22 protein-coding genes and 1 pseudogene are annotated in these 18,622 nt (G+C 34.3%); 18 read left to right on the top strand and 5 right to left on the bottom strand.

Translation table 11 applies throughout. From position 1 onward, the window contains the following. Positions 1-85: 85 nt before the first annotated feature. A complete protein-coding gene (locus U860_RS0106525; protein ID WP_025147853.1) occupies positions 86-1,528 on the bottom strand; it encodes a PLP-dependent aminotransferase family protein in 1,443 nt (480 codons plus the stop codon). Positions 1,529-1,652: 124 nt separating this feature from the next. Between U860_RS0106525 and U860_RS0106530 the strand changes: the two genes are divergently transcribed. Next, positions 1,653-2,564, top strand: a complete 912-nt coding sequence (locus U860_RS0106530) for a DMT family transporter (protein WP_025147854.1) — start codon at positions 1,653-1,655, stop codon at positions 2,562-2,564. Positions 2,565-2,603: 39 nt separating this feature from the next. On the opposite strand, the gene U860_RS0106535 is transcribed toward U860_RS0106530, so the two are convergent. Continuing rightward, a complete protein-coding gene (locus tag U860_RS0106535; protein WP_029952879.1) occupies positions 2,604-3,047 on the bottom strand; it encodes an NUDIX hydrolase in 444 nt (147 codons plus the stop codon). 96 nt (positions 3,048-3,143) lie between these two features. Here U860_RS0106535 and U860_RS0106540 point away from each other — a divergent pair, with 96 nt between their 5' ends. The 4 genes from U860_RS0106540 to U860_RS0106555 are packed head-to-tail and all read left to right on the top strand — an operon-like array spanning position 3,144 to position 5,940. After that, positions 3,144-3,545: a DUF3980 domain-containing protein gene (locus tag U860_RS0106540; protein ID WP_025147855.1), complete on the top strand. Its 402-nt coding sequence runs from the start codon at positions 3,144-3,146 to the stop codon at positions 3,543-3,545. 17 nt (positions 3,546-3,562) lie between these two features. Then, on the top strand, positions 3,563-4,033 hold the full coding sequence (locus U860_RS0106545) for a GNAT family N-acetyltransferase (RefSeq protein WP_025147856.1): 471 nt from the start codon (positions 3,563-3,565) through the stop codon (positions 4,031-4,033). Between the two features lie 48 nt (positions 4,034-4,081). Next, the gene (locus tag U860_RS0106550; RefSeq protein ID WP_025147857.1) at positions 4,082-4,972 is read left to right on the top strand and encodes a GyrI-like domain-containing protein; all 891 of its coding nucleotides are present in this window, start codon (positions 4,082-4,084) and stop codon (positions 4,970-4,972) included. 23 nt (positions 4,973-4,995) lie between these two features. Then, the gene (locus U860_RS0106555) at positions 4,996-5,940 is read left to right on the top strand and encodes a serine hydrolase (protein ID WP_025147858.1); all 945 of its coding nucleotides are present in this window, start codon (positions 4,996-4,998) and stop codon (positions 5,938-5,940) included. A 194-nt stretch (positions 5,941-6,134) separates the two neighbouring features. Here U860_RS0106555 and U860_RS0106560 read toward each other — a convergent pair whose 3' ends face one another. Further along, on the bottom strand, positions 6,135-6,890 hold the full coding sequence (locus U860_RS0106560; protein WP_025147859.1) for a CPBP family intramembrane glutamic endopeptidase: 756 nt from the start codon (positions 6,888-6,890) through the stop codon (positions 6,135-6,137). Between the two features lie 170 nt (positions 6,891-7,060). Here U860_RS0106560 and U860_RS0106565 point away from each other — a divergent pair, with 170 nt between their 5' ends. Then, complete coding sequence (locus U860_RS0106565; RefSeq protein WP_025147860.1) at positions 7,061-7,360, top strand: hypothetical protein; 300 nt, start codon at positions 7,061-7,063, stop codon at positions 7,358-7,360. A 67-nt stretch (positions 7,361-7,427) separates the two neighbouring features. Then, positions 7,428-7,541, top strand: a pseudogene (locus U860_RS35790) (ABC transporter ATP-binding protein); the annotation flags it as partial. 336 nt (positions 7,542-7,877) lie between these two features. Here the strand turns inward: U860_RS35790 and U860_RS0106570 are convergent. Then, on the bottom strand, positions 7,878-9,047 hold the full coding sequence (locus U860_RS0106570; protein ID WP_025147861.1) for an MFS transporter: 1,170 nt from the start codon (positions 9,045-9,047) through the stop codon (positions 7,878-7,880). A 223-nt stretch (positions 9,048-9,270) separates the two neighbouring features. On the opposite strand from U860_RS0106570, the gene U860_RS0106575 reads away from it, so the two are divergent. The 8 genes from U860_RS0106575 (at position 9,271) to U860_RS0106615 (ending at position 14,812) form a co-directional block, all read left to right on the top strand. Then, positions 9,271-10,296, top strand: coding sequence for an SDR family oxidoreductase (locus tag U860_RS0106575; protein WP_025147862.1), 1,026 nt, complete (start codon positions 9,271-9,273; stop codon positions 10,294-10,296). A gap of 30 nt (positions 10,297-10,326) precedes the next feature. Next, positions 10,327-10,683: an SMI1/KNR4 family protein gene (locus tag U860_RS36960; RefSeq protein ID WP_025147863.1), complete on the top strand. Its 357-nt coding sequence runs from the start codon at positions 10,327-10,329 to the stop codon at positions 10,681-10,683. 455 nt (positions 10,684-11,138) lie between these two features. Further along, complete coding sequence (locus U860_RS0106590) at positions 11,139-11,528, top strand: GntR family transcriptional regulator (protein WP_025147864.1); 390 nt, start codon at positions 11,139-11,141, stop codon at positions 11,526-11,528. Further along, positions 11,516-12,388, top strand: a complete 873-nt coding sequence (locus tag U860_RS0106595; RefSeq protein ID WP_025147865.1) for an ABC transporter ATP-binding protein — start codon at positions 11,516-11,518, stop codon at positions 12,386-12,388. Before U860_RS0106590 ends, U860_RS0106595 begins: the two co-directional genes overlap by 13 nt. Further along, entirely contained in the window at positions 12,376-12,993 is a 618-nt protein-coding gene (locus U860_RS0106600; RefSeq protein WP_025147866.1) for an ABC-2 transporter permease, read from the top strand. The genes U860_RS0106595 and U860_RS0106600 overlap by 13 nt, the downstream gene beginning before the upstream one ends. A 29-nt stretch (positions 12,994-13,022) precedes the next feature. Beyond that, entirely contained in the window at positions 13,023-13,316 is a 294-nt protein-coding gene (locus U860_RS0106605) for a YfzA family protein (protein ID WP_025147867.1), read from the top strand. A 362-nt stretch (positions 13,317-13,678) separates the two neighbouring features. Then, complete coding sequence (locus U860_RS0106610) at positions 13,679-14,146, top strand: NUDIX hydrolase (RefSeq protein ID WP_025147868.1); 468 nt, start codon at positions 13,679-13,681, stop codon at positions 14,144-14,146. A 63-nt stretch (positions 14,147-14,209) separates the two neighbouring features. Then, entirely contained in the window at positions 14,210-14,812 is a 603-nt protein-coding gene (locus U860_RS0106615) for an alpha/beta hydrolase (RefSeq protein WP_240184457.1), read from the top strand. A 51-nt stretch (positions 14,813-14,863) separates the two neighbouring features. Here U860_RS0106615 and U860_RS0106620 read toward each other — a convergent pair whose 3' ends face one another. Then, complete coding sequence (locus U860_RS0106620) at positions 14,864-16,813, bottom strand: TetM/TetW/TetO/TetS family tetracycline resistance ribosomal protection protein (protein ID WP_025147870.1); 1,950 nt, start codon at positions 16,811-16,813, stop codon at positions 14,864-14,866. Positions 16,814-17,076: 263 nt separating this feature from the next. Here U860_RS0106620 and U860_RS0106625 point away from each other — a divergent pair, with 263 nt between their 5' ends. Genes U860_RS0106625 through U860_RS0106635 form a run of 3 tightly spaced genes read left to right on the top strand, consistent with a single transcriptional unit; the run spans position 17,077 to position 18,506 of the window. Next, positions 17,077-17,505 carry a MarR family transcriptional regulator gene (locus U860_RS0106625; protein WP_002172515.1) on the top strand — a complete coding sequence of 143 codons (429 nt, stop codon included), beginning with the start codon at positions 17,077-17,079 and terminating at the stop codon, positions 17,503-17,505. 19 nt (positions 17,506-17,524) lie between these two features. Next, the gene (locus tag U860_RS0106630) at positions 17,525-18,163 is read left to right on the top strand and encodes a nitroreductase family protein (RefSeq protein WP_025147871.1); all 639 of its coding nucleotides are present in this window, start codon (positions 17,525-17,527) and stop codon (positions 18,161-18,163) included. 46 nt (positions 18,164-18,209) lie between these two features. Next, entirely contained in the window at positions 18,210-18,506 is a 297-nt protein-coding gene (locus tag U860_RS0106635) for a putative quinol monooxygenase (RefSeq protein WP_025147872.1), read from the top strand. Positions 18,507-18,622 lie beyond the last annotated feature (116 nt).

Genomic DNA, 18,622 nt, shown 5'->3' on the forward strand with positions numbered 1-18,622 from the left:
GTTTATGTACATAGCACAAAGAGTGATCAAACTACATTTTAAAACCAAAATGATGTGAATTTCCGCGTATATTAAAAAGTCCCACTCATTCCCCACAAACCAAAATAGCCTCACGCAAACGAGAAATACCTTCCTCAATTTGATCCATATTGACTTTTCCATAAGATAAACGAATGTAACCATCTTTAGCGCCGAAAATGCTACCCGGCATAAAGGCAATTTCTTGTTTTAAACTTTGCATAATAAGTTGTTTTTCATTTATTGGTTCGTTTAATTTTCCCCATATGTATATACCGCCGGTCGGATTAGAGAAAGAGATTTTATCTTGTAGTTGCTCGTTTAGAGCGCGGACGATAATGTCTCTTTTTTCTGCTAGTTGTTTTCGTAAGGGCGCTATATGTGACTGGAATGGAACGGTTTCGAAAAATTGTTGCATAAGCCACTGGGGGAAAATACTCATTCCTAATTCCATTTGGTGCCGTGCATCTGATAATCGCTCTACTACAGACTGCGGAGCGACAAGCCAGCCGACTCGTAAACCTGGTGCAATCATTTTTGATAAGGAATGTACATAAATAACTGTTCCGTTTTCATCAATTGATTTTAAAGTAGGGCAAGGTTGTTTGTTTTCTAAAGTAAGCAAACTTGACGGATCATCTTCAACGATCGCAATTCGTAAGTCCGCGCAAAGTGACAACAGTTTTTTTCTACGATTTGGATGCAGCATCGTTCCAGTAGGGTTTTGAAAATTTGGATTTAAAAAGATCATTTTAATACGATGCTTTCTATATAACTCTTGCACATCGTCTGGATTAATACCGTGTTCATCGACAGGTAATGGGAAAATACGAATACCTGCTGATTGGAATAACGGTAATGAATAACAGTGCGATGGACTTTCGAAAGCGACGGCATCACCTGGATTTAATAAACATTGTACGATTAGGTGAAGTGCTTGCTGTGCACCAGATGTAATCATAATCGACTGTTCGGTCGCTTCAACTTTTAAATATTCCTTCATATATTTTACTACCGCTTGTCTTAGCGGGAGATAGCCTTGCGGGTGATCGTAACTTAATGACTGTGTTAACGGTTGTTCTCGTAAAATCGTTTGTAGCTGATCATGAGGATAGAGATTACAACCAAGCTCTCCGTTTGCGAAGTCAATGATGTTTTCATTTTGCTGTATTTGCGCCCGAATGTGACGAAGTAATGGTAAGTTTGGTAAAAAAGTACCGCCCTCTACGAAACCTCTCCAGTTCGGCGTTAATGTTGGAGAAACGCCCCACATATGTGTACTCACACGTGTTCCTTTACCGGTCGTGCTTTCTACAATTCCCATTGCACGAAGTTCATTATAAGCAGTCGTGACAGTACTTCGGTTCACATTTAACTGTGTAGCTAATTTCCGTTCTGAAGGGAGGAAGCTACCTGGGGGAAGCTCTCCGTATGTAATACGTCTTTCAATGAAATCAACAACTTGCTGATAAATGGGGATTTTACTGTCGTTATCTAGCTTCCATTCCATACAAACGCCTCCGCATCTCTTATATACATAAAGTATAACAAATTGGCTGGGTAAAAAAACAGCCAATTGGACGGTGTTATATCCAGCCAATTTTACTATGCTAAATTTGGAAGGGGAGATTCGAATGAAACGATGGCAAATGGAGTGGCTCCTAGTAGCAGTTGCTTTAGTATGGGGAGCAAATTATACAATTGGAAAGTATGGCGTGGCATTTATGTCATCCATTCAATTTAATAGTTTACGATTTTTAGTAGCATCACCGGTATTATTACTTATTACATTTATGATGGAACGCTCACTTCGTATTGAACGAAAAGATTGGTTACGATTATTAGCAGTCGGTATCGTTGGAACGACAATGTATCAAACGATGTTTATGTTATCTGTAAAATATACTTCGGCAACGAATGCCTCATTATTAATTGCGATGTCACCTATTTTTACAGGGATATTAGCAGTATTGCACAAACAAGAACGTTTTTCGATGAAAGTACAAATTGGTTCTATATTATCCTTTATTGGTGCAGCACTCGTTTTATTAACAGGGCATACAGGAGGAGCAACTTACGAGTATGCGTGGCTCGGAAATTTAATTGGATTGGTCGCAGCAATTGCGTGGGGGTGGTATCCAATTTTGGCACAACCTCTCATTACAAAATACTCCGCAATGAGAGTCACATCATGGTCAACATTAATTGGAATTGTACCTCTTGTTGTATATTGTTTATTCAATGTAAATACATTAACATGGCCAGTAGACATGCTAAGCTGGGGGTCTCTAGCATATTCAATCGTCTTTGCGACAATCTTCGGACTTGCAATGTGGTATGTCGGTATTAGTAAAATCGGCTCAACGAAAGTAATGGTATATATGTATTTAGTTCCACTGTTCGCAGTTATTTTTGCGGCTGTAACAATTGGAGAAACGATAAACATGATGCAATTAGTTGGCGGACTAGTTATCTTTATCGGTTTATATGTTGTGAAAAAAGGCGGAATAAAAAAGCCAGCTTTCAATTTGAAAAAAGTAAGTTAACAGTAAAAATGATCTCTTTCAAATAGAAGGAGATCATTTTTATTTTTGCAATAAAAGCGCTTGTTCAACAGCCCATTTTTGATGATCATGAATTAAATGCTCTATAGCAAGTAGTGGAGACATCCATTGTAAAATATGGTCTTCTTCATGTGTTTCAACTTCATATATTTTTTGACCGATGTAAAAATAACCATCATTTAAATAATATGTATCTTCTTTTTCTGCATAAAAATATCGTGCTGCATGACCGATATAGTGATCAATCTCAATTGTCCAGCCTAATTCCTCTAGTAATTCACGATGTAAACATGCTTCTTTCGTTTCCGTACCTTCCATACCACCACCTGGTAAAAAGAAACGGTTTCCTTTTTTGATAATAGCCACTTTTGAACAAGTATTGTTAAAAATAACTGCATAACAACTAGGTCGTAATACATATTGCTCAGTAGGCTTTTTATAACCAAAAGTAAGTTTAGACATCATAAAACACATCACCTCTCTATAAAATACATAAAAGGAATAATAAGGTAAAAATAGAATTGTGTAAGTATAATCTGATTAGATTGGAGTGATAACAAAATGATAAATCGAAAGTGTTCGAGATGTAAAGAAATAACAGGTACATTGCATGGTGGTAAAAAAATTAAGGAAGAATTTTTATGTGAAGATTGTTTGCAAAAAGGAATTGCGAGTGGGGAAATCGAATTATCACAAGTGGAAGAAAAGCAAACTTCGTATCTTTCTATAAAAATATTAAAAATAATGAGTGTTATTTATTTAATAGTATCTATTATAACCGCTTTTTCTGCTGGAGCACTTATACAGGATCCAGGGTTTGGTGGAATATCATTTTCAATAACAGGTGCAGTTGGTGTTATGATAATTGGATCAATATTCCAGTCTGTTCTTGTATTTTCAGGTATTTGGGTATTCATTCTTTTAGTCGAAACGGTTATTAAAATTTATGAAAAAATGAAGTGAGTGAGAGGGAGAAACACATGCGAGTAAGAAACATTCAAGGGGAAGATTATGTAAAGATTCATTCCGTATTAAATGATTGGTGGGGCGGAAGAAATATGGCTCATCTGTTGCCGAAGTTGTTTTTCGTCCACTTTCAAGAAACTAGTTTTATTATTGAAGAAGATGGAGAAGCGTTAGGTTTCTTATGCGGTTTCTTTTCACAAACGCATAAAGATGAAGCATACGTTCATTTTATCGGTGTAAATCCGAAGTTTAGAAGGAAAGGGATTGCATCGACATTATATTCTTATTTCTTCGATGTCGCTCGTGCAAACAATCGTCAAGTTGTAAAAGCGATAACGTCACCAGTTAATAAAAAGTCGATACAATTTCATCAAGAAATCGGCTTTCGAATTGAAGCCGGAGATGACGAAATTGACGGAGTATCCGTACATATAAATTATGATGGGGACGGCGGGAGTAGAGTATTATTTTTAAAATATGTGTAAAGAAAGGCTAATGTGAAGTTAGCCTTTTTGTTGTGAGGAGGTATGAAATTGGAGAGTTCTCAAAGTAGGAACGAGTATTTACGACGCATATACAAAGTTCAAGATTATATAGAATCTCACATCAACGATTCGCTTTTAATTGAAGAGCTAGCTGATGTAGCAGGTTTTTCGAAATTTCATTTTCATAGAATTTTTAAAGGGATGATGGATGAACCGTTATCTCGGTATGTGAATCGTTTGAAATTAGAAAGAGCAACACATCTACTTACTTACCGTTCAGATATGACGATTACAGATATTGCTTATCATTTTGGTTTCACAGATTCAGCAGTTTTCTCCCGAACATTTAAAAGTCATTACGGAGTAAGTCCATCTCAATATCGAAACCACAATAGCAAGAATTGCAAAGACGCAAGCGAAGGTTATCAATACAATGAATGTAAGAAGGTTCGAGGCGATGTTGAAATAGTAACGAAGGACACTGTAAACGTTGCATACATAAGACATGTAGGTACATATAAAGATTTAACTATAGATTTTCCAAAGATGATAGAAAAACTATTTCATTATGCAACGGAGCAAAACTATCATGTATTCGAGGATACGAAGGTATTAACAATTTACCATGATCATCACGAATTTACAGAAGACTATCATTTAAGAACAAGTCTATGTATAACAATTCCGGATGAAGTAGTAGAAGGAAATAGCGAAATTGGAGTGATGACAATACCTTCAGGGAAATATGCAGTAGGCCACTTTGAAATATTGCAAGACGAATATAAAGGTGCATGGGATTTTTTATACGGTGAGTGGCTACCGAATAGTGGGTATAAACCGAGAGATTCGTATCCTTTTGAACTATATAAAAATGATCCGAGAAAGCACCCAGAAAATAAACATATAGTTGACATTTACGTACCTATCGAACCTTTTTAATCATAAATTAAGGGGGAAGCGCAATGGAAACTGCTGAAAAGTTAGATTGTATTATAAAAGAAGACTATAAAAATATAAATGGTATGTTAGTTTTACAAAAAGGTAATGTTGTTTTGGAAAAATATTATAACGGATACGGATCAGATGACGAATTTCATGTGGCATCAGTAACAAAAACGATAATCTCTGCGTTAATTGGGATATGTATAGATAAAGGTTATATAAAAAGTGTGGATCAAAAAGTAATAGAGTTTTTTCCAAAATATAATCTTAAGGCATCTGAAGTAACAGTGCGACACCTTCTAACAATGACAGCACCATATCCTTATGCAGACTGGCAGGAACCGCTAGAAGAATTATGTACACAAAAGGATTGGATAGAGTATACGTTAAATAGAATCGGGCAAGGCGGAGAAATTGGAACTTTTAAATATTCTTCTGCAGGAGCTCATTTATTATCAGCAATTATTACGAGTGTAACTGGGAAAAGTGCTCGTGAGTTTGCGAATGAACACCTATTTCAGCCTATCGGTATGAGAGAACTTCCAAACTACACTATGAAATCATTTGGATTTGATGACTTATTCGGAAAAGATGTGAAAGGGTGGGTTCACGATCCAAACGGTATTTCGACGGGCGGATGGGGACTTACGTTAACCGTTAGAGATATGGCTAAGTTTGGACGTTTATATTTAAATGAAGGTACTTATGATGGAAAACAAATTCTTTCAAAATCATGGGTAAAAGAATCAACAGCAATGAATTCGAATCAATACGGTTACTTATGGTGGTTACGAGAAGAAGATGGGGCCTTTTCATACTGTGCAATGGGCGATGGTGGGAATGTGATTTGTTGTGTACCGGAGGAGGAATTAGTGGTGGTGATTGCTTCTGAAATTATACCGGAAGCGCGGGATAGATGGAGATTAATCAAAGAGTGTATATTTCCTTATTTAAAAGTTTTATAAAATGACAATAAAAGGAATAGTTATACTAATTATGTTCTCCATAATTGAAATAAGTGTCGTGAGAACGAAGTCGTTCAATTAAGATTAGACAACTTCAACACCTATACGATTATTGAATAATTGAAAGGTGTTGAAGTACTTAATGAGCTAATTAAGGTACATTAAACTGAAATGCCTTTTTCTTTAATTGTTAACTATTTTTTAACTTTTCGATGTATAAGGTACATCATGCCGAGCACAATTGCTAATAAGATAAATTTAATTAATTCCATTAGGCTGGCATCCCACTTGTTTTGCAATCCATCTGTTAAATAAAATACATTAAACATACCATGTAAAATTGCGGGTGGTACTACAGAACGACCATACTCTCTCGTATACGTCAAGATTATAGATAATATAAATAATAATGAGAGATAACTTAATATTCCTACAAACCATAACTGATAGTTTTTATAAAAGAGTGCTACTGGTAAATGCCATAAAGACCAAAGTGAAGCGGTAATTATTGCTGCTTGTATTAATGAATATTTTTTTCGTAAATAGTAATGAAAATTCCCACGCCAAATAATTTCCTCTAAAAATGCAGATAAAGATCCAATTGTAAGACCAATGAGTAGGAGAAATCCCAGTTCATTACAATGATTAAATAAGAACTTTATATTATAAATATAAAAATAGAAATGGAGACATAGACCTAGAAGTAGTGGGAATAAAATGGAGAAAATTAGTGATTTTAATGTTGGACGTGAAATGCTAAATGTATGAACTATTTTTTGTTTCTTATATACTTTTTGATATGAAATAACCGCTAACAGCGGAACAACCATCGTAAAACCCAAATAATTACGACCATTTTCTATGTTTAGTAAAACGATATAAACAAGCGATGTGAGAAAATAAATGTATAATGTTGAATGATAAACTATGTTTTTATTAATATTTTTCACCTACCTAAGTACATATAATTTGTTAATCGAATATTGGATATTTTAATTATATATGAAATGGAAATAGACAGAATGAATATTTTCATACTGTTGATTCTAATAATAGAGAAGAGGATTAAATTTTATACCGCTATTATGTATAAGTAAGAGATAGAAAGAGATTGCTCTAGATGGATAAAAGACGTTGTTTGAAAGGTGAGGGTATGATGACAAAGTCTAATGTTGTAGAAATTATTTCAGCTTTAGTATCTATTATCGGTGTGTATATACTAATAAATGCACCAGAAATCGCGAGTAAGGCAGCCGGTGCATCTGTTGCAGGGCAGGGTGGTCATATGGATACGAGTACATATTTAGCTATATTACAAGGATACGGAAATGCTTATACGATTTTAGGTGCGATTTGTTTATTTATGGGATTGCTCACTTTAATTTCGATAATTTCAATTCAAGTATATAAAAGTAAATAGAGGTTGAAAAAACAATGCTCCTGTCAACTTGGCAGGAGTATTGTTTTTATAAATAAGAATTTTTACGTTACAAGTTAATGAAAAAGGACGAACTATTATTATAGTAACTCATGATATTGAAATAGCTAAGCGATGTAATAGAATTATTGAGTTAGTTGATGGACAAGTAATGCGGAGTTAAAGGTAGAGATAATAAGAGCTAAGGAGAAGGGGTTATTAGTGAAAAGGAATCTATAATTTTAGAAAGAAATTATATGTAGTTTTTTGAATAGTGTGGTAATTAATTCGAGAGGTTAATACTATTAGATTTGAGGAACGGAGAAATTTCATGTTTATCGCCACTTACACGAAACATTGAATCAAAAATAATTGAACAAGAGGATATTGTAATTTATTGAGGCATTCCATACAGCCAATGTTAATCAGTACAAGAACAAGTTTGCTCTTGTGCTCATTGACATCCACTGGAGATAACATAAGATAAACTCCAATGCCTGCTGTAAGCCTCATAATAAGATTATATTACTTTAGATTTTGTATTCACTTTTTGTTCTTTCTTTTGCATGGAAGCAAGGCCAGCAAATAAAGCCATTACCACGAGAATTCCACCTATAACAGCATTCGCTTCAATACCGAGACGTTCAATTGTAATACCACCAATTGTCGAGCCAAACGCCATTCCTACATGGACCGCTGAGTTATTTAAACTTTGCTGAATGTCCGATGTATCAGATGCAGATATGATTAAATAGCTTTGAATAGCTGGTTGAAGTGCCCAGCTCAGCATACTCCATACTATCATAACCATAAGGAAAAGTGCTGCGTTAAATGCTGTAAAAGGAAGAATGAAAATGGACACTGCAAATACGGGAATTACAGTAATTATCGTTTTCTTAGGACCTATACGATCAGACAACAATCCACCAATAGCTCCGCCGATGATGGCCGCGATGCCAACAATCAAATACATTACGCTTATCCAGTTTCCATCAAGACTGAGTGTTCTTTGTAAAAAAGGCGTAAGATAGGCATAAAGCGTTAAATGGCCTCCAAAGAATAAAACAGACGTAAGTTGAATGTAAATGATTTTTTTGTTTTTTAATGTTTGTAGTTGTGCCTGAATCGATATACTTGGTTTCGGTTCCATCTTTCCTAATAATAATTGGATACATACAATTGAAATTGCAGTTAAAACCACAATAAAGACAAACGGAGCGCGCCATCCAAAGGCATTACCGAGCATCAATCCAAAAGGAACACCTAAGACGAGAGAAGCACTAACACCCATTAATACTAAACTAATCGCACGAGCACGGTAAGCTAATGAACTAATATTAGATGCGATTGTTAAACAAAGGGAAATTAAAAGTGCCGCGCACATTGCAGATAGGATTCTAGTAACTAAAAGCATAGTGTAACTTGAGCTTAAGACAGTAATGATATTGGCAAACAACGCCACAGATAAAGTCAAAAGCATTAATCGTTTCCGTTCCATCTTTGATGTAGCAGAAAGTAGCAAGGGCCCCGATATGGAAAAAGTTAGAGAAAAAACGGAGATTAACATCCCTGCTTGGCCTAGGGAAATACCGAAATCATTTGCGACTAAAGGAAGAATACCTCCAAAAATCATCTCTACTAGGCCGACGACAAAAGAAACAATCGTCAGTAAATATACACGTTTGTTCATAAAACACCTCTCTTTAATAATTTTTTTAAAATGCACTTCAATATGGAAGATTACCATTCTATTACTTAAAGAGCAAGCTCAATAATAAAAAAAGAATTTATAGTAATTTTCTACATTCATAAATGTCATTCGATTCCGAAAAAAGTAAATCACCCCGTAACTTTCCACAATAAAAAATCGTTAAACAAAAGAAACGATTTTTAATCATGAATGGGGGAGAAATATGAAAATTTTAATTTTAGGTGGTACACGTTTTCTAGGAAGAGCTTTCGTAGAAGAGGCTTTGAAGAGAGGTCATGAAGTTACATTGTTTAATCGCGGAACGAATAAAGAAATTTTTCCTGAAGTAGAGCAGTTAATCGGTGATAGAAATGGCGATGTATCAAGTTTAGAAACTCGAAAATGGGATGCTGTGGTGGACACATGTGGATTTTCTCCGCATCACATTAGGAAAGTAGGAGAAGTACTTAAAGATAATATTGAACACTATACATTCATCTCAAGCCTTTCCGTATATAAAGATTGGATTCCACATCATATAAAAGAAGACTATATATTACAACCTCAACCTTCGATTGATAAGTTAAAGGCTGTAGAGAATGGTGAAATATCTCCTTATGAGTATTACGGTGCGTTAAAAGTATTATGTGAAAAAGAGGCAGAGAAATATTGGCCAGGTCGTGTTTTACACGTAAGAGCAGGACTTCTTTCGGGAATGTTTGATTATACAGATCGACTCCCTTATTGGATTCAGCGTGTAGCAAAGGGAGGAAAAGTGTTAGTACCAGGAAGAAAAGACCGCCCAGTACAGTTAGTTGATATAAAAGATGTCACAAGCTTTGGATTAAACATGGCAGAAAATAATAAAGCAGGTACATTTAATGTAACAGGTCCGAAAGATGAATTGACGATGGGGGAATTATTAAATACGTGTAAAGAAGTTACGAATAGCGATGCTGAATTCGTTTGGGTAAATGAATCATTTATGAATGAACATAAAGTGCAGCCATGGACAGAGATGCCATTATGGCTTCCTGAAACATTTCCATTAGAAGGGGAAACCGAACCGTGGAAAGGTGGATTTTCTATAAGTATCGAAAGTGCTGTAAAAGCAGGGCTTACTTTTAGAAGGTTAGAAGATACAGTTACAGATGTGCATGAGTGGATGAAAGAAATGAAAGATAGTGAATTAAAAGCAGGTATTTCAGTTGAGAGGGAGAAAGATTTGTTAGAAAATTGGAATGTATAGTTTGTATAGATAAAAGGAATGGAGAGAACTATGATAGGTCAATTAAAAAAGATTAGAAAAAGGACGATAATATTAACGGTTATAATGTTGCTGCTAACTGTTATTGTAGTAAGAAATAGTACGTGGTATATCTCTCGTTCCTTTTCTTCTGAATTTTTTCAATTGCCGATGCCATTGGATAGTAAAGTAATTAAGGATTATGAGGTGGATGAGAAGAATTGGATTGAAATAGGAAATGGTGATTTGTTTGGCTATTCCATTTTGAATGGGATAGTGCAAAGAGATGATATACACGTATGGAACCATGAAAATGATAGTAGAACGTGGGTTGCTCCTTCGTTAGAAACTTTTATGGAGTGGTGGGAGAGCGGAAAGATAACAATTTAGACATAGTATTAAGAAAAAAACGCCTTGTTACTAAAGAAACGAGGTGTTTTTCGAATGTAAATTTATAACTCAATGGGTTCTTCCCCGTACATTTCCCACAGCTTAGAAAACATATTTTTCAGTCCTTCTTCGTCATCCTCATCCTAGTCTAACTTGATATCAACTTTCTCAAATTTTTTTTCTATTTCAAACTCTTTCGCTTTCACACTATCAGTTGTGCCAATTTTTATGTAAAACACAACGAAGTCTTTATCGTGTATTAGCTAGTAGCAAGACCTCCACCTCAAAATCCGGCTAATACAAGGAAGGCCCGTATAAATAAGTTGTATGAATTCCATTTACTACTAAATTGTGTTTGTAACTATATTTTGGAAATTTTCTGTTGATTTAAAATGTGCGATAGTATATATTGTATATAAAGTATATATACAATATTCCCTTAAAGAGGTACTTGCATGCAAATCATTATTAAGAACACTTCAAAGGAACCTATTTACGAACAAATTGGTGTCCAAATAAAAAAACTTATTTTACTAGGTGATTTAAAGCAAGGAGATGCTCTTCCTTCAATGCGTCAGTTAGCAAAAGATTTACGAGTAAGTATTATTACAACGAAAAGAGCATATGAAGAACTGGAAAAAGACGGTTTTATTAATTCAATTGTCGGAAGAGGGTCCTTTGTAGCAGAACAAAACATTGAAACTATGAAAGAAGAAAAATTAAAAACAGTTGAAGAAAAGTTATGTGAAGCGATTCAAAATGCTAAGCAAATGGATGTTTCTTTAAATGAGCTAAAAGAAATGCTTACAATTTTATACGAGGAGGAAAATACTTGGAAAACGTAATAGAACTTCAAAATGTCAGTAAATCTTTTAAAGGGTTCCAAATAAACAATTTTTCGATGGAAGTAAAAAAAGGATTTGTTACGGGTTTTATTGGAGGAAATGGATCAGGTAAATCTACAACGATTAAAATGATTATGAATCTAATAAACCCGGATAGTGGAAACGTCTCCTTATTTGGCATGAACTATTCGACTGATGCGAAACGAATTAAAGAAAGAATTGGCTTCGTTTATGACGATAATGTGTTTTATGATGAACTCACATTAAAGGAAATTACTAAAATTATTGCGCCTGCTTATAAAAAATGGGATTTTAACCAATTTACATATTATAAAGATCTGTTCGAATTACCATTAAATAAAAAAATGAAAACATTCTCCAAAGGAATGAAAATGAAAGCCTCACTCGCAATTGCCCTTTCACATCATGCTGAACTAATTATTATGGATGAACCTACATCTGGACTTGATCCTGTATTCAGAAGAGAATTATTGGATGTTCTACAAAATATTATGCAGGATGGAGAGAAAACTATCTTTTTCTCATCACATATTACAACGGATTTAGACCGCATTGCCGATTATATTACATTTATTCAAAATGGGAAGCATATTTTCACAAAAGATATTTATGCCATTGCAGAGGATTATGTTTTAGTCAAAGGACCACTAGATTTGTTAAAGTTTGATACTGAGCGTGAATTTATTTCTGTACGTAAGGCAAATACAGGTTTCGAGGGATTGATTGAAAATGCACATTCTATCGAAAACTTATTTGATAAGGATGTGGTGATTGAAAAACCAAGTTTAGAGGATATTATGTATTTCATGAAAAAGGGGGAGTCAAGATGCTTAATTTAATTAAAAAGGATTTGATTTTACAAAAAACTTTCTTGCCTGCTTATCTCTTATTTCTAGTTACCTATTTGTGGGCCGGCATGGATGTAGCATATGTCATAATCATTTGTAGTGCCGTTTTTGTAATTAACACATATCAATCTGATGATAAAGATAATGCTAATATTTTAGTAAACTCATTACCGTATACTAGGAAGGAAATTATAAGTTCAAAATACGTTGGAACCTTACTTTTTACAATAGTAATCATCCCATTTTGTTTAGTTGGAAAATATTTTATTTTAGACAGCATGGAATTTCAACTTTCCTTAGAAAGTTACATCCTAGGCTTCTTGGCAGTCATGCTGATTACTGCATTTTACATCCCATTTTTTGTTGCATTTAAAGTGAAAACACTTGTACCAGTTTTTATATTTTTATCTATTGGAGTTATATATTTAATGCGAAATACTCCATATTTATTAAATAAATATGCTAATGGCGTACTGACCTTTTTAAAAGAGATTTCAGATTTGAAATTATTTCTTATATTTGCTGTCATAGCAGTGGGGTGCTATGGGGTTTCATGGATATTATCTATTCGTATCTATCAGAACAAGGCTCTTTAATAGCAAGTTCTAAAAGGAGAATCATTTAAATGACATCAAAAAAAGGGCGTCCTATTCGAATACGAAATTGGCTGAAAACTCTTGGAGCATTTTTCGTTATGCAACTAATTTTTATCATCCTTGATATGAATTCGTGGATACCGAACTTCAGGGAAGGAGGAGTTGGGGATCGTCTCGTTAATTCAGAGTTCTTTACGGAATGGTTCGCTCCTTATAAAACAAAGCAATTTAACGTATTAACGGTAGTTATGGCTATTTTATTATTCCTAAATGTATTAACAAGTGCAATAAAAGAAGCTTTTTCTAGAAAAAGAATTAATTAGCACATAAGTTGACCTTACGTCTTTTTTAATAATGTCTTAACAATATATAAAAACAACAGGGGAAAGATAAAAACTACATTTATTGAAGTTTTACTTTATCTTTTATAATGATTCTCTGGAAGTTATTTGATTTTTCAGTTTTGTAGAATGACAATGTTTCCATTCGTCCCCCATAATGCTTCTCTAGTGTGCGCAGTGATTGTGACATATGTATTTATACTTGTGATGACAAATGATGCGTATTGTTTTTGGAAAGTTCGAAAATTATTGAACGGAATAGAAAAATTTAGTAATCTTATTTGTGCAGCATATACATAATAGTTTTGTAATAATTCGATATTTAATATATAGGGGGCAATGGGATGGATCTTACGTTTAAAGTAGAGGCAACATGTTTTAATTACCGCGTCGGAGCAATTTGTAAATATGATAATAAAATACTTATCCTTCAAGACGAAGGTGAAGATTATTGGTACGTACCAGGTGGACGAGTGAAAATGCTAGAAAATAGTGAGGATGCGTTAAAACGGGAGCTGGCAGAAGAAGTAGGTGTTCCTATTAAAGGGAAGAGATTAATATGGTCAGTAGAAAATTTCTTTACACTTTCTGAGCGAAAGTTTCATGAAATTAGTTTTTATTATGAAGTAGAGCTACATGAATTGCCTGCAAATGGAGCGAATCAGTATATTCTGCAAGAAGAGGGTAGAACATATATGTTTAAGTGGGTGCCGGTAGAAGAGTTAGATGCATATAATTTACAGCCAGCATTTATAAAAGATAAAGTAAAGGATTTATCAGTTCATACAGAACATATCGTTTTACAAAAGTAAACGTATTCGGAGGGGAAAACGGTGAAGGGGACTAAAAAAGAGATACATATAGATGATAAAGTAATGCGTTACACACATATCAAAAAAGGTTTTAATACAGTTTGCTTTATGTTTTCAGGTTCAGGATACAATTACGATAAACCATTATTTTATTATGCAACGATGTTAATGCTTGAACATAAAATTGATGTAGTGCATATTCATTATTCTTACGACGAACAGGTAATGAATAGACCAATGGAAGAAATAACGAAAGTAATGATGGATGATATTAATCCCGTAATAAATGAAGTATTAAAAAGAGGACAATACAACGATACAATGTTTTTAGGGAAATCACTCGGAACGATTCCAATCGCAAATGATTTAATGAAGAGAGAAGAGTTTTTACAGTCAAAAATGATATTATTGACACCTTTACTGACGTTTGATACGATTTTTGATTCTATCTTACATAGTGATCATGAAGGGCTTTTAGTAATTGGGGATAAAGATCACCAGTACGATGCAGATCAAATTGATCAGTTATATAAAACGAATTTAAAGATCGATGTTGTCAAAAACGCAAATCATTCTGTAAATGTTGGGGAATTTGAAACAGAGAATTCAATTGAAGCTATAGCGAAAGTAATAGAACAACTTAAAGAAGTTGTAAGGACAAACTAATTTAAGTTTCAATACATGCAAAAAGAGGTGCAATTTGCACCTCTTTTTTATTTAATAAGCCTTCATCACATGAAGCAAATAATCCTTCCGATTCAACGGATTATAATCAACACGTTTTCGAGTAGGGAAGGGAGCCAACAATTCTGTGAAACCAGCTGGCTTTGTTGTAAAGATACCTTCTCCTTCAGTAAATGAATGTAGCATTCGTTTAAAACTCTCTGTTTTTGCAACAAGTAATGATCCTGTTAACTGGTAAGTGTCATTATATAATGTAGGCTCTGCAAAAGTTGCTGGAATGGCAGCTAGTTTATACATCGCTGTACTAATTGCGTGCTCCGGAACTGTTAACTCAAATTCATTTACTGGTTCATATACACAAGTTTCGGCTTGTTTTAAAGCATCCATTAAAACGAGCGGTGTTATATTTCTAAAGTCGCTCGCTGTTGTCACAGGGCTTGCATAACCGGTATGAGTTAACGTGACGATAATGTCAGTAACTTCCCATCCGTATAAACCTTGTTTTAATGTTTGAAATACAGTTTCCTCAATTGCTTTATGAAACGCTAAAGGTAGTGATCCAAGCTCAACACCTAAGTTATACGTTATGCCAGAGTTAAGCTCACCTCGTTCAATTTTGAAGCCGATTGTTGCGTAAAAAGGATTCGCCTTTTCACCCATTACTTCAACGCTATTTCCTATTCCGATTGGCTTTTCAATACAAACAACTCGCGTATTTGAAAAAGTAACTTGTAGATTGTATTTTTCATGAAGCGTTGTCTCGATAACTTCTTTTTGTACTTCACCGAAAAGGCAAATGTACAGTTCATTATGAATATTATCTTTCCACACTTTTATGAGTGGATCTTCTTCGCATAGCTCCATAAGTGCAGCGTATAAATCATGAATTCGTTCTTTTGGCATTGCTTCAATAGCTGCTTCCATTTGTGGTTCGGCCAATTGAATGTCTTTAATATGATTCGTCCGTTCGCCGATAATATCACCAATTTTAATATCGCTAAATCCCCACACTTTACCAAACTCTCCACTTTGAACAGTAGGAGTTTGAACTGCATTGCCATTATGAAAAATACACATTTTTTTAATCTTTTCTTTATGTGATAAGGATTCAGTACGGTGTATATTCACGTACTTTCTAACATATAAGCATCCAGAAAACACTCTTACATAAGCAATCTTTTCACCAGAAGGCTCACGTTCAATTTTAAAAACAATACCGGATAATGTATCATCTTCACAATGCGATGATGTATCCGCGGGAAGCATAGCTGAAATATTTTCAAGTAATTCAGTTATCCCTATACCTGTCATTGCTGAACCGAAAAAGATAGGGTATACATTTGTTCGCTGTATTTGCTTTTCTAGTTCTTTTCTTAATAGTGCGTCCGGTACAATTTCGTTATTTACATACGATTCAAGTAATGATTCGTTATATGGCGCTAATAGTTCAATACAATCGTCATATGATTCATATTCAATAATGCGAGCTTGTTTTGTTCCTTCGTTTTCAACTGCATAGAAGGGTAATACTTCATTTGATAGAGTTTCTCTTATTTGTTTCACAACTTTTTCTGTGTTTGCGCCACTACGATCAATTTTATTAATAAATAAAACAGTCGGTATGTTTAGTTTCTGTAATGTCCGCATTAAGATTTTTGTTTGTGCTTGCACACCTTCAACGGCAGAAATAACTAAAATCGCACCGTCTAAAACGCGGAATGATCGCTCCACTTCAGCGATAAAATCAGCGTGTCCAGGTGTATCAATGACATTTACTTTTAAGTCATTTATAAAGAAAGAAACGACGGATGCTTTAATCGTAATTCCTCGTTGTCTTTCTAATTCCATTGAATCAGTATGCGTATTTCCGCTATCCACTCGGCCGATTTCTTTAATCACATTTGTTTCATAAAGAATACGCTCAGTCAAACTCGTCTTGCCAGCGTCCACGTGCGCGACAATCCCTATATTTATTGTTGTCATATATTAAAATCCTCATTTCATTTTCCATTTTCATTTCCTCTTTTCTATTTGTGAATTGCCGCATTACAATCACTCTCCAGTCATTTAAATTATTACTATTATAATGTAATTTACATTTTTTGTAACGTTACAAAGCGCCTTAATTTGGAAAAATAAAGTGAAAACAAAATACTTGCATTCTAAATCGATATACATTATATTAATTGACATATCAACTATTGATACATCAAACATTTTTGTTTTGAATGTAAAGGAGGGGTAATTTGACAAGTTCATGCTCAAAAGAAGCGATTATTTTATATAAATTACACTTCCTCAATAAAGAAGTAAGTTCGAAGTTTGAAGGGTGTACTGGTATGAGTCAGTCTAGATTAGAGCTCATACTTCAGTTATATGAAGTAGATGAAATTAGTCAAAAAGCACTTCAGCAAGAAGTGAATATTGATAATGCCGCGATTACGAGGCATTTAAAACAGCTGGAAGCAAACGGAATGATTACAAGACGTAAAAATCCAGATGATAACAGAATTACTTTAGTTTCTCTAACTGAAGAGGGACGAAATAAAATTCAAGTATTTCAAGAGGAAAAAGAACGTTTTGCAGCTTCAGCATTTAAAGGATTAAGTGAAGAAGAACGTGATAATCTTTTAACTATGCTAGATCGCATTCAAGAAAATATAAAAGAATTATAAAAAAAGGGAGAATACAACTATGACTAACTTACTAAAAACAAATGATTTTAACGAAATTTTAAAAGGACGTCGTTCAATTCGTAAGTACGATACTTCAGTGAAAATTAGTAAAGAGGAAATGACTGAAATTCTTACAGAAGCAACACTTGCACCGTCTTCAGTAAACATGCAACCATGGAGATTCCTAGTTATTGAAAGTGAAGAAGCAAAAGCAACACTTGCACCACTTGCAAAATTTAATCAATCTCAAGTAGAAACGTCTTCAGCGATGATTGCTTTATTTGGTGACTTAAACAACTTTAATAACGCAGAAGAAATTTACGGTACAGCAGTTGAGCGTGGTTTAATGCCAGCTGAAGTAAAAGAAGATCAAATGAAAAGACTTTCAGGTTACTTCTCAATGGTTACACCAGAAGTAATGAAAGATACTGTACTAATTGACGGTGGCCTTGTAGCAATGCAATTTATGCTAGCAGCTCGTGCTCACGGTTATGATACATGTCCAATTGGTGGATTTGAAAAAGACCAAATCGCAGAAGCGTTCGGATTAGATAAAGAGCGTCACGTACCAGTAATGTTAATTTCAATCGGAAAAGCAGCTGATAGTGGTTACCAATCAGTACGTCTTCCAATTGACAAAGTTGCTGAGTGGAAGTAATCTTATACGGTCTTAGAAATATATGGAATATGAGAGGGGAAACACCATGATTATTATTCACGCAATATTTCAAGTAGATCCAGCAAAACAACAATCATTTTTAGAAGAAATTCAGCCACTAATTCATGGTTCAAGAGAAGAAAGTGGAAATGTATCTTATGATTTATATAGAAATACAGAAAAAGAAAGTGTTTATACGATGGTAGAAGTATGGAAAGATGAATCCGCAGTTGCGAGCCATAATGCGAGTGAACACTTCACCTCTTTCGTTAGTAAAGCATCACAGTTTTTAACTGCTCCGTTAAATGTTCAAGTGTATAATGGAGAGCTAGTACAAAAATAAGAGAAATCCTTGGGAACTTTGAACTAAACCCTAAAAAAGATGACTTTTGCTAAAGTCATCTTTTTTATATCTACGATTCGTGGTACAGCTCAAATAGAAAATAAAGTCGATGAATT

Origin of the sequence: Bacillus sp. H1a (assembly GCF_000633475.1) — a bacterium.
Classification (GTDB): domain Bacteria; phylum Bacillota; class Bacilli; order Bacillales; family Bacillaceae_G; genus Bacillus_A; species Bacillus_A paramycoides.

Coding starts and splice junctions, on each gene's coding strand:
- U860_RS0106600 (WP_025147866.1), top strand. CDS start 12,376: ATGCTTAATTTAATTAAAAAGGATTTGATTTTACAAAAAACTTTCTTG.
- U860_RS0106535 (WP_029952879.1), bottom strand. CDS start 3,047: ATGATGTCTAAACTTACTTTTGGTTATAAAAAGCCTACTGAGCAATAT.
- U860_RS0106610 (WP_025147868.1), top strand. CDS start 13,679: ATGGATCTTACGTTTAAAGTAGAGGCAACATGTTTTAATTACCGCGTC.
- U860_RS0106555 (WP_025147858.1), top strand. CDS start 4,996: ATGGAAACTGCTGAAAAGTTAGATTGTATTATAAAAGAAGACTATAAA.
- U860_RS0106530 (WP_025147854.1), top strand. CDS start 1,653: ATGAAACGATGGCAAATGGAGTGGCTCCTAGTAGCAGTTGCTTTAGTA.
- U860_RS0106525 (WP_025147853.1), bottom strand. CDS start 1,528: ATGGAATGGAAGCTAGATAACGACAGTAAAATCCCCATTTATCAGCAA.
- U860_RS0106635 (WP_025147872.1), top strand. CDS start 18,210: ATGATTATTATTCACGCAATATTTCAAGTAGATCCAGCAAAACAACAA.
- U860_RS0106540 (WP_025147855.1), top strand. CDS start 3,144: ATGATAAATCGAAAGTGTTCGAGATGTAAAGAAATAACAGGTACATTG.
- U860_RS0106615 (WP_240184457.1), top strand. CDS start 14,210: ATGCGTTACACACATATCAAAAAAGGTTTTAATACAGTTTGCTTTATG.
- U860_RS0106590 (WP_025147864.1), top strand. CDS start 11,139: ATGCAAATCATTATTAAGAACACTTCAAAGGAACCTATTTACGAACAA.
- U860_RS0106570 (WP_025147861.1), bottom strand. CDS start 9,047: ATGAACAAACGTGTATATTTACTGACGATTGTTTCTTTTGTCGTCGGC.
- U860_RS0106575 (WP_025147862.1), top strand. CDS start 9,271: ATGAAAATTTTAATTTTAGGTGGTACACGTTTTCTAGGAAGAGCTTTC.
- U860_RS0106620 (WP_025147870.1), bottom strand. CDS start 16,813: ATGACAACAATAAATATAGGGATTGTCGCGCACGTGGACGCTGGCAAG.
- U860_RS0106565 (WP_025147860.1), top strand. CDS start 7,061: ATGGATAAAAGACGTTGTTTGAAAGGTGAGGGTATGATGACAAAGTCT.
- U860_RS0106545 (WP_025147856.1), top strand. CDS start 3,563: ATGCGAGTAAGAAACATTCAAGGGGAAGATTATGTAAAGATTCATTCC.
- U860_RS36960 (WP_025147863.1), top strand. CDS start 10,327: ATGATAGGTCAATTAAAAAAGATTAGAAAAAGGACGATAATATTAACG.
- U860_RS0106630 (WP_025147871.1), top strand. CDS start 17,525: ATGACTAACTTACTAAAAACAAATGATTTTAACGAAATTTTAAAAGGA.
- U860_RS0106605 (WP_025147867.1), top strand. CDS start 13,023: ATGACATCAAAAAAAGGGCGTCCTATTCGAATACGAAATTGGCTGAAA.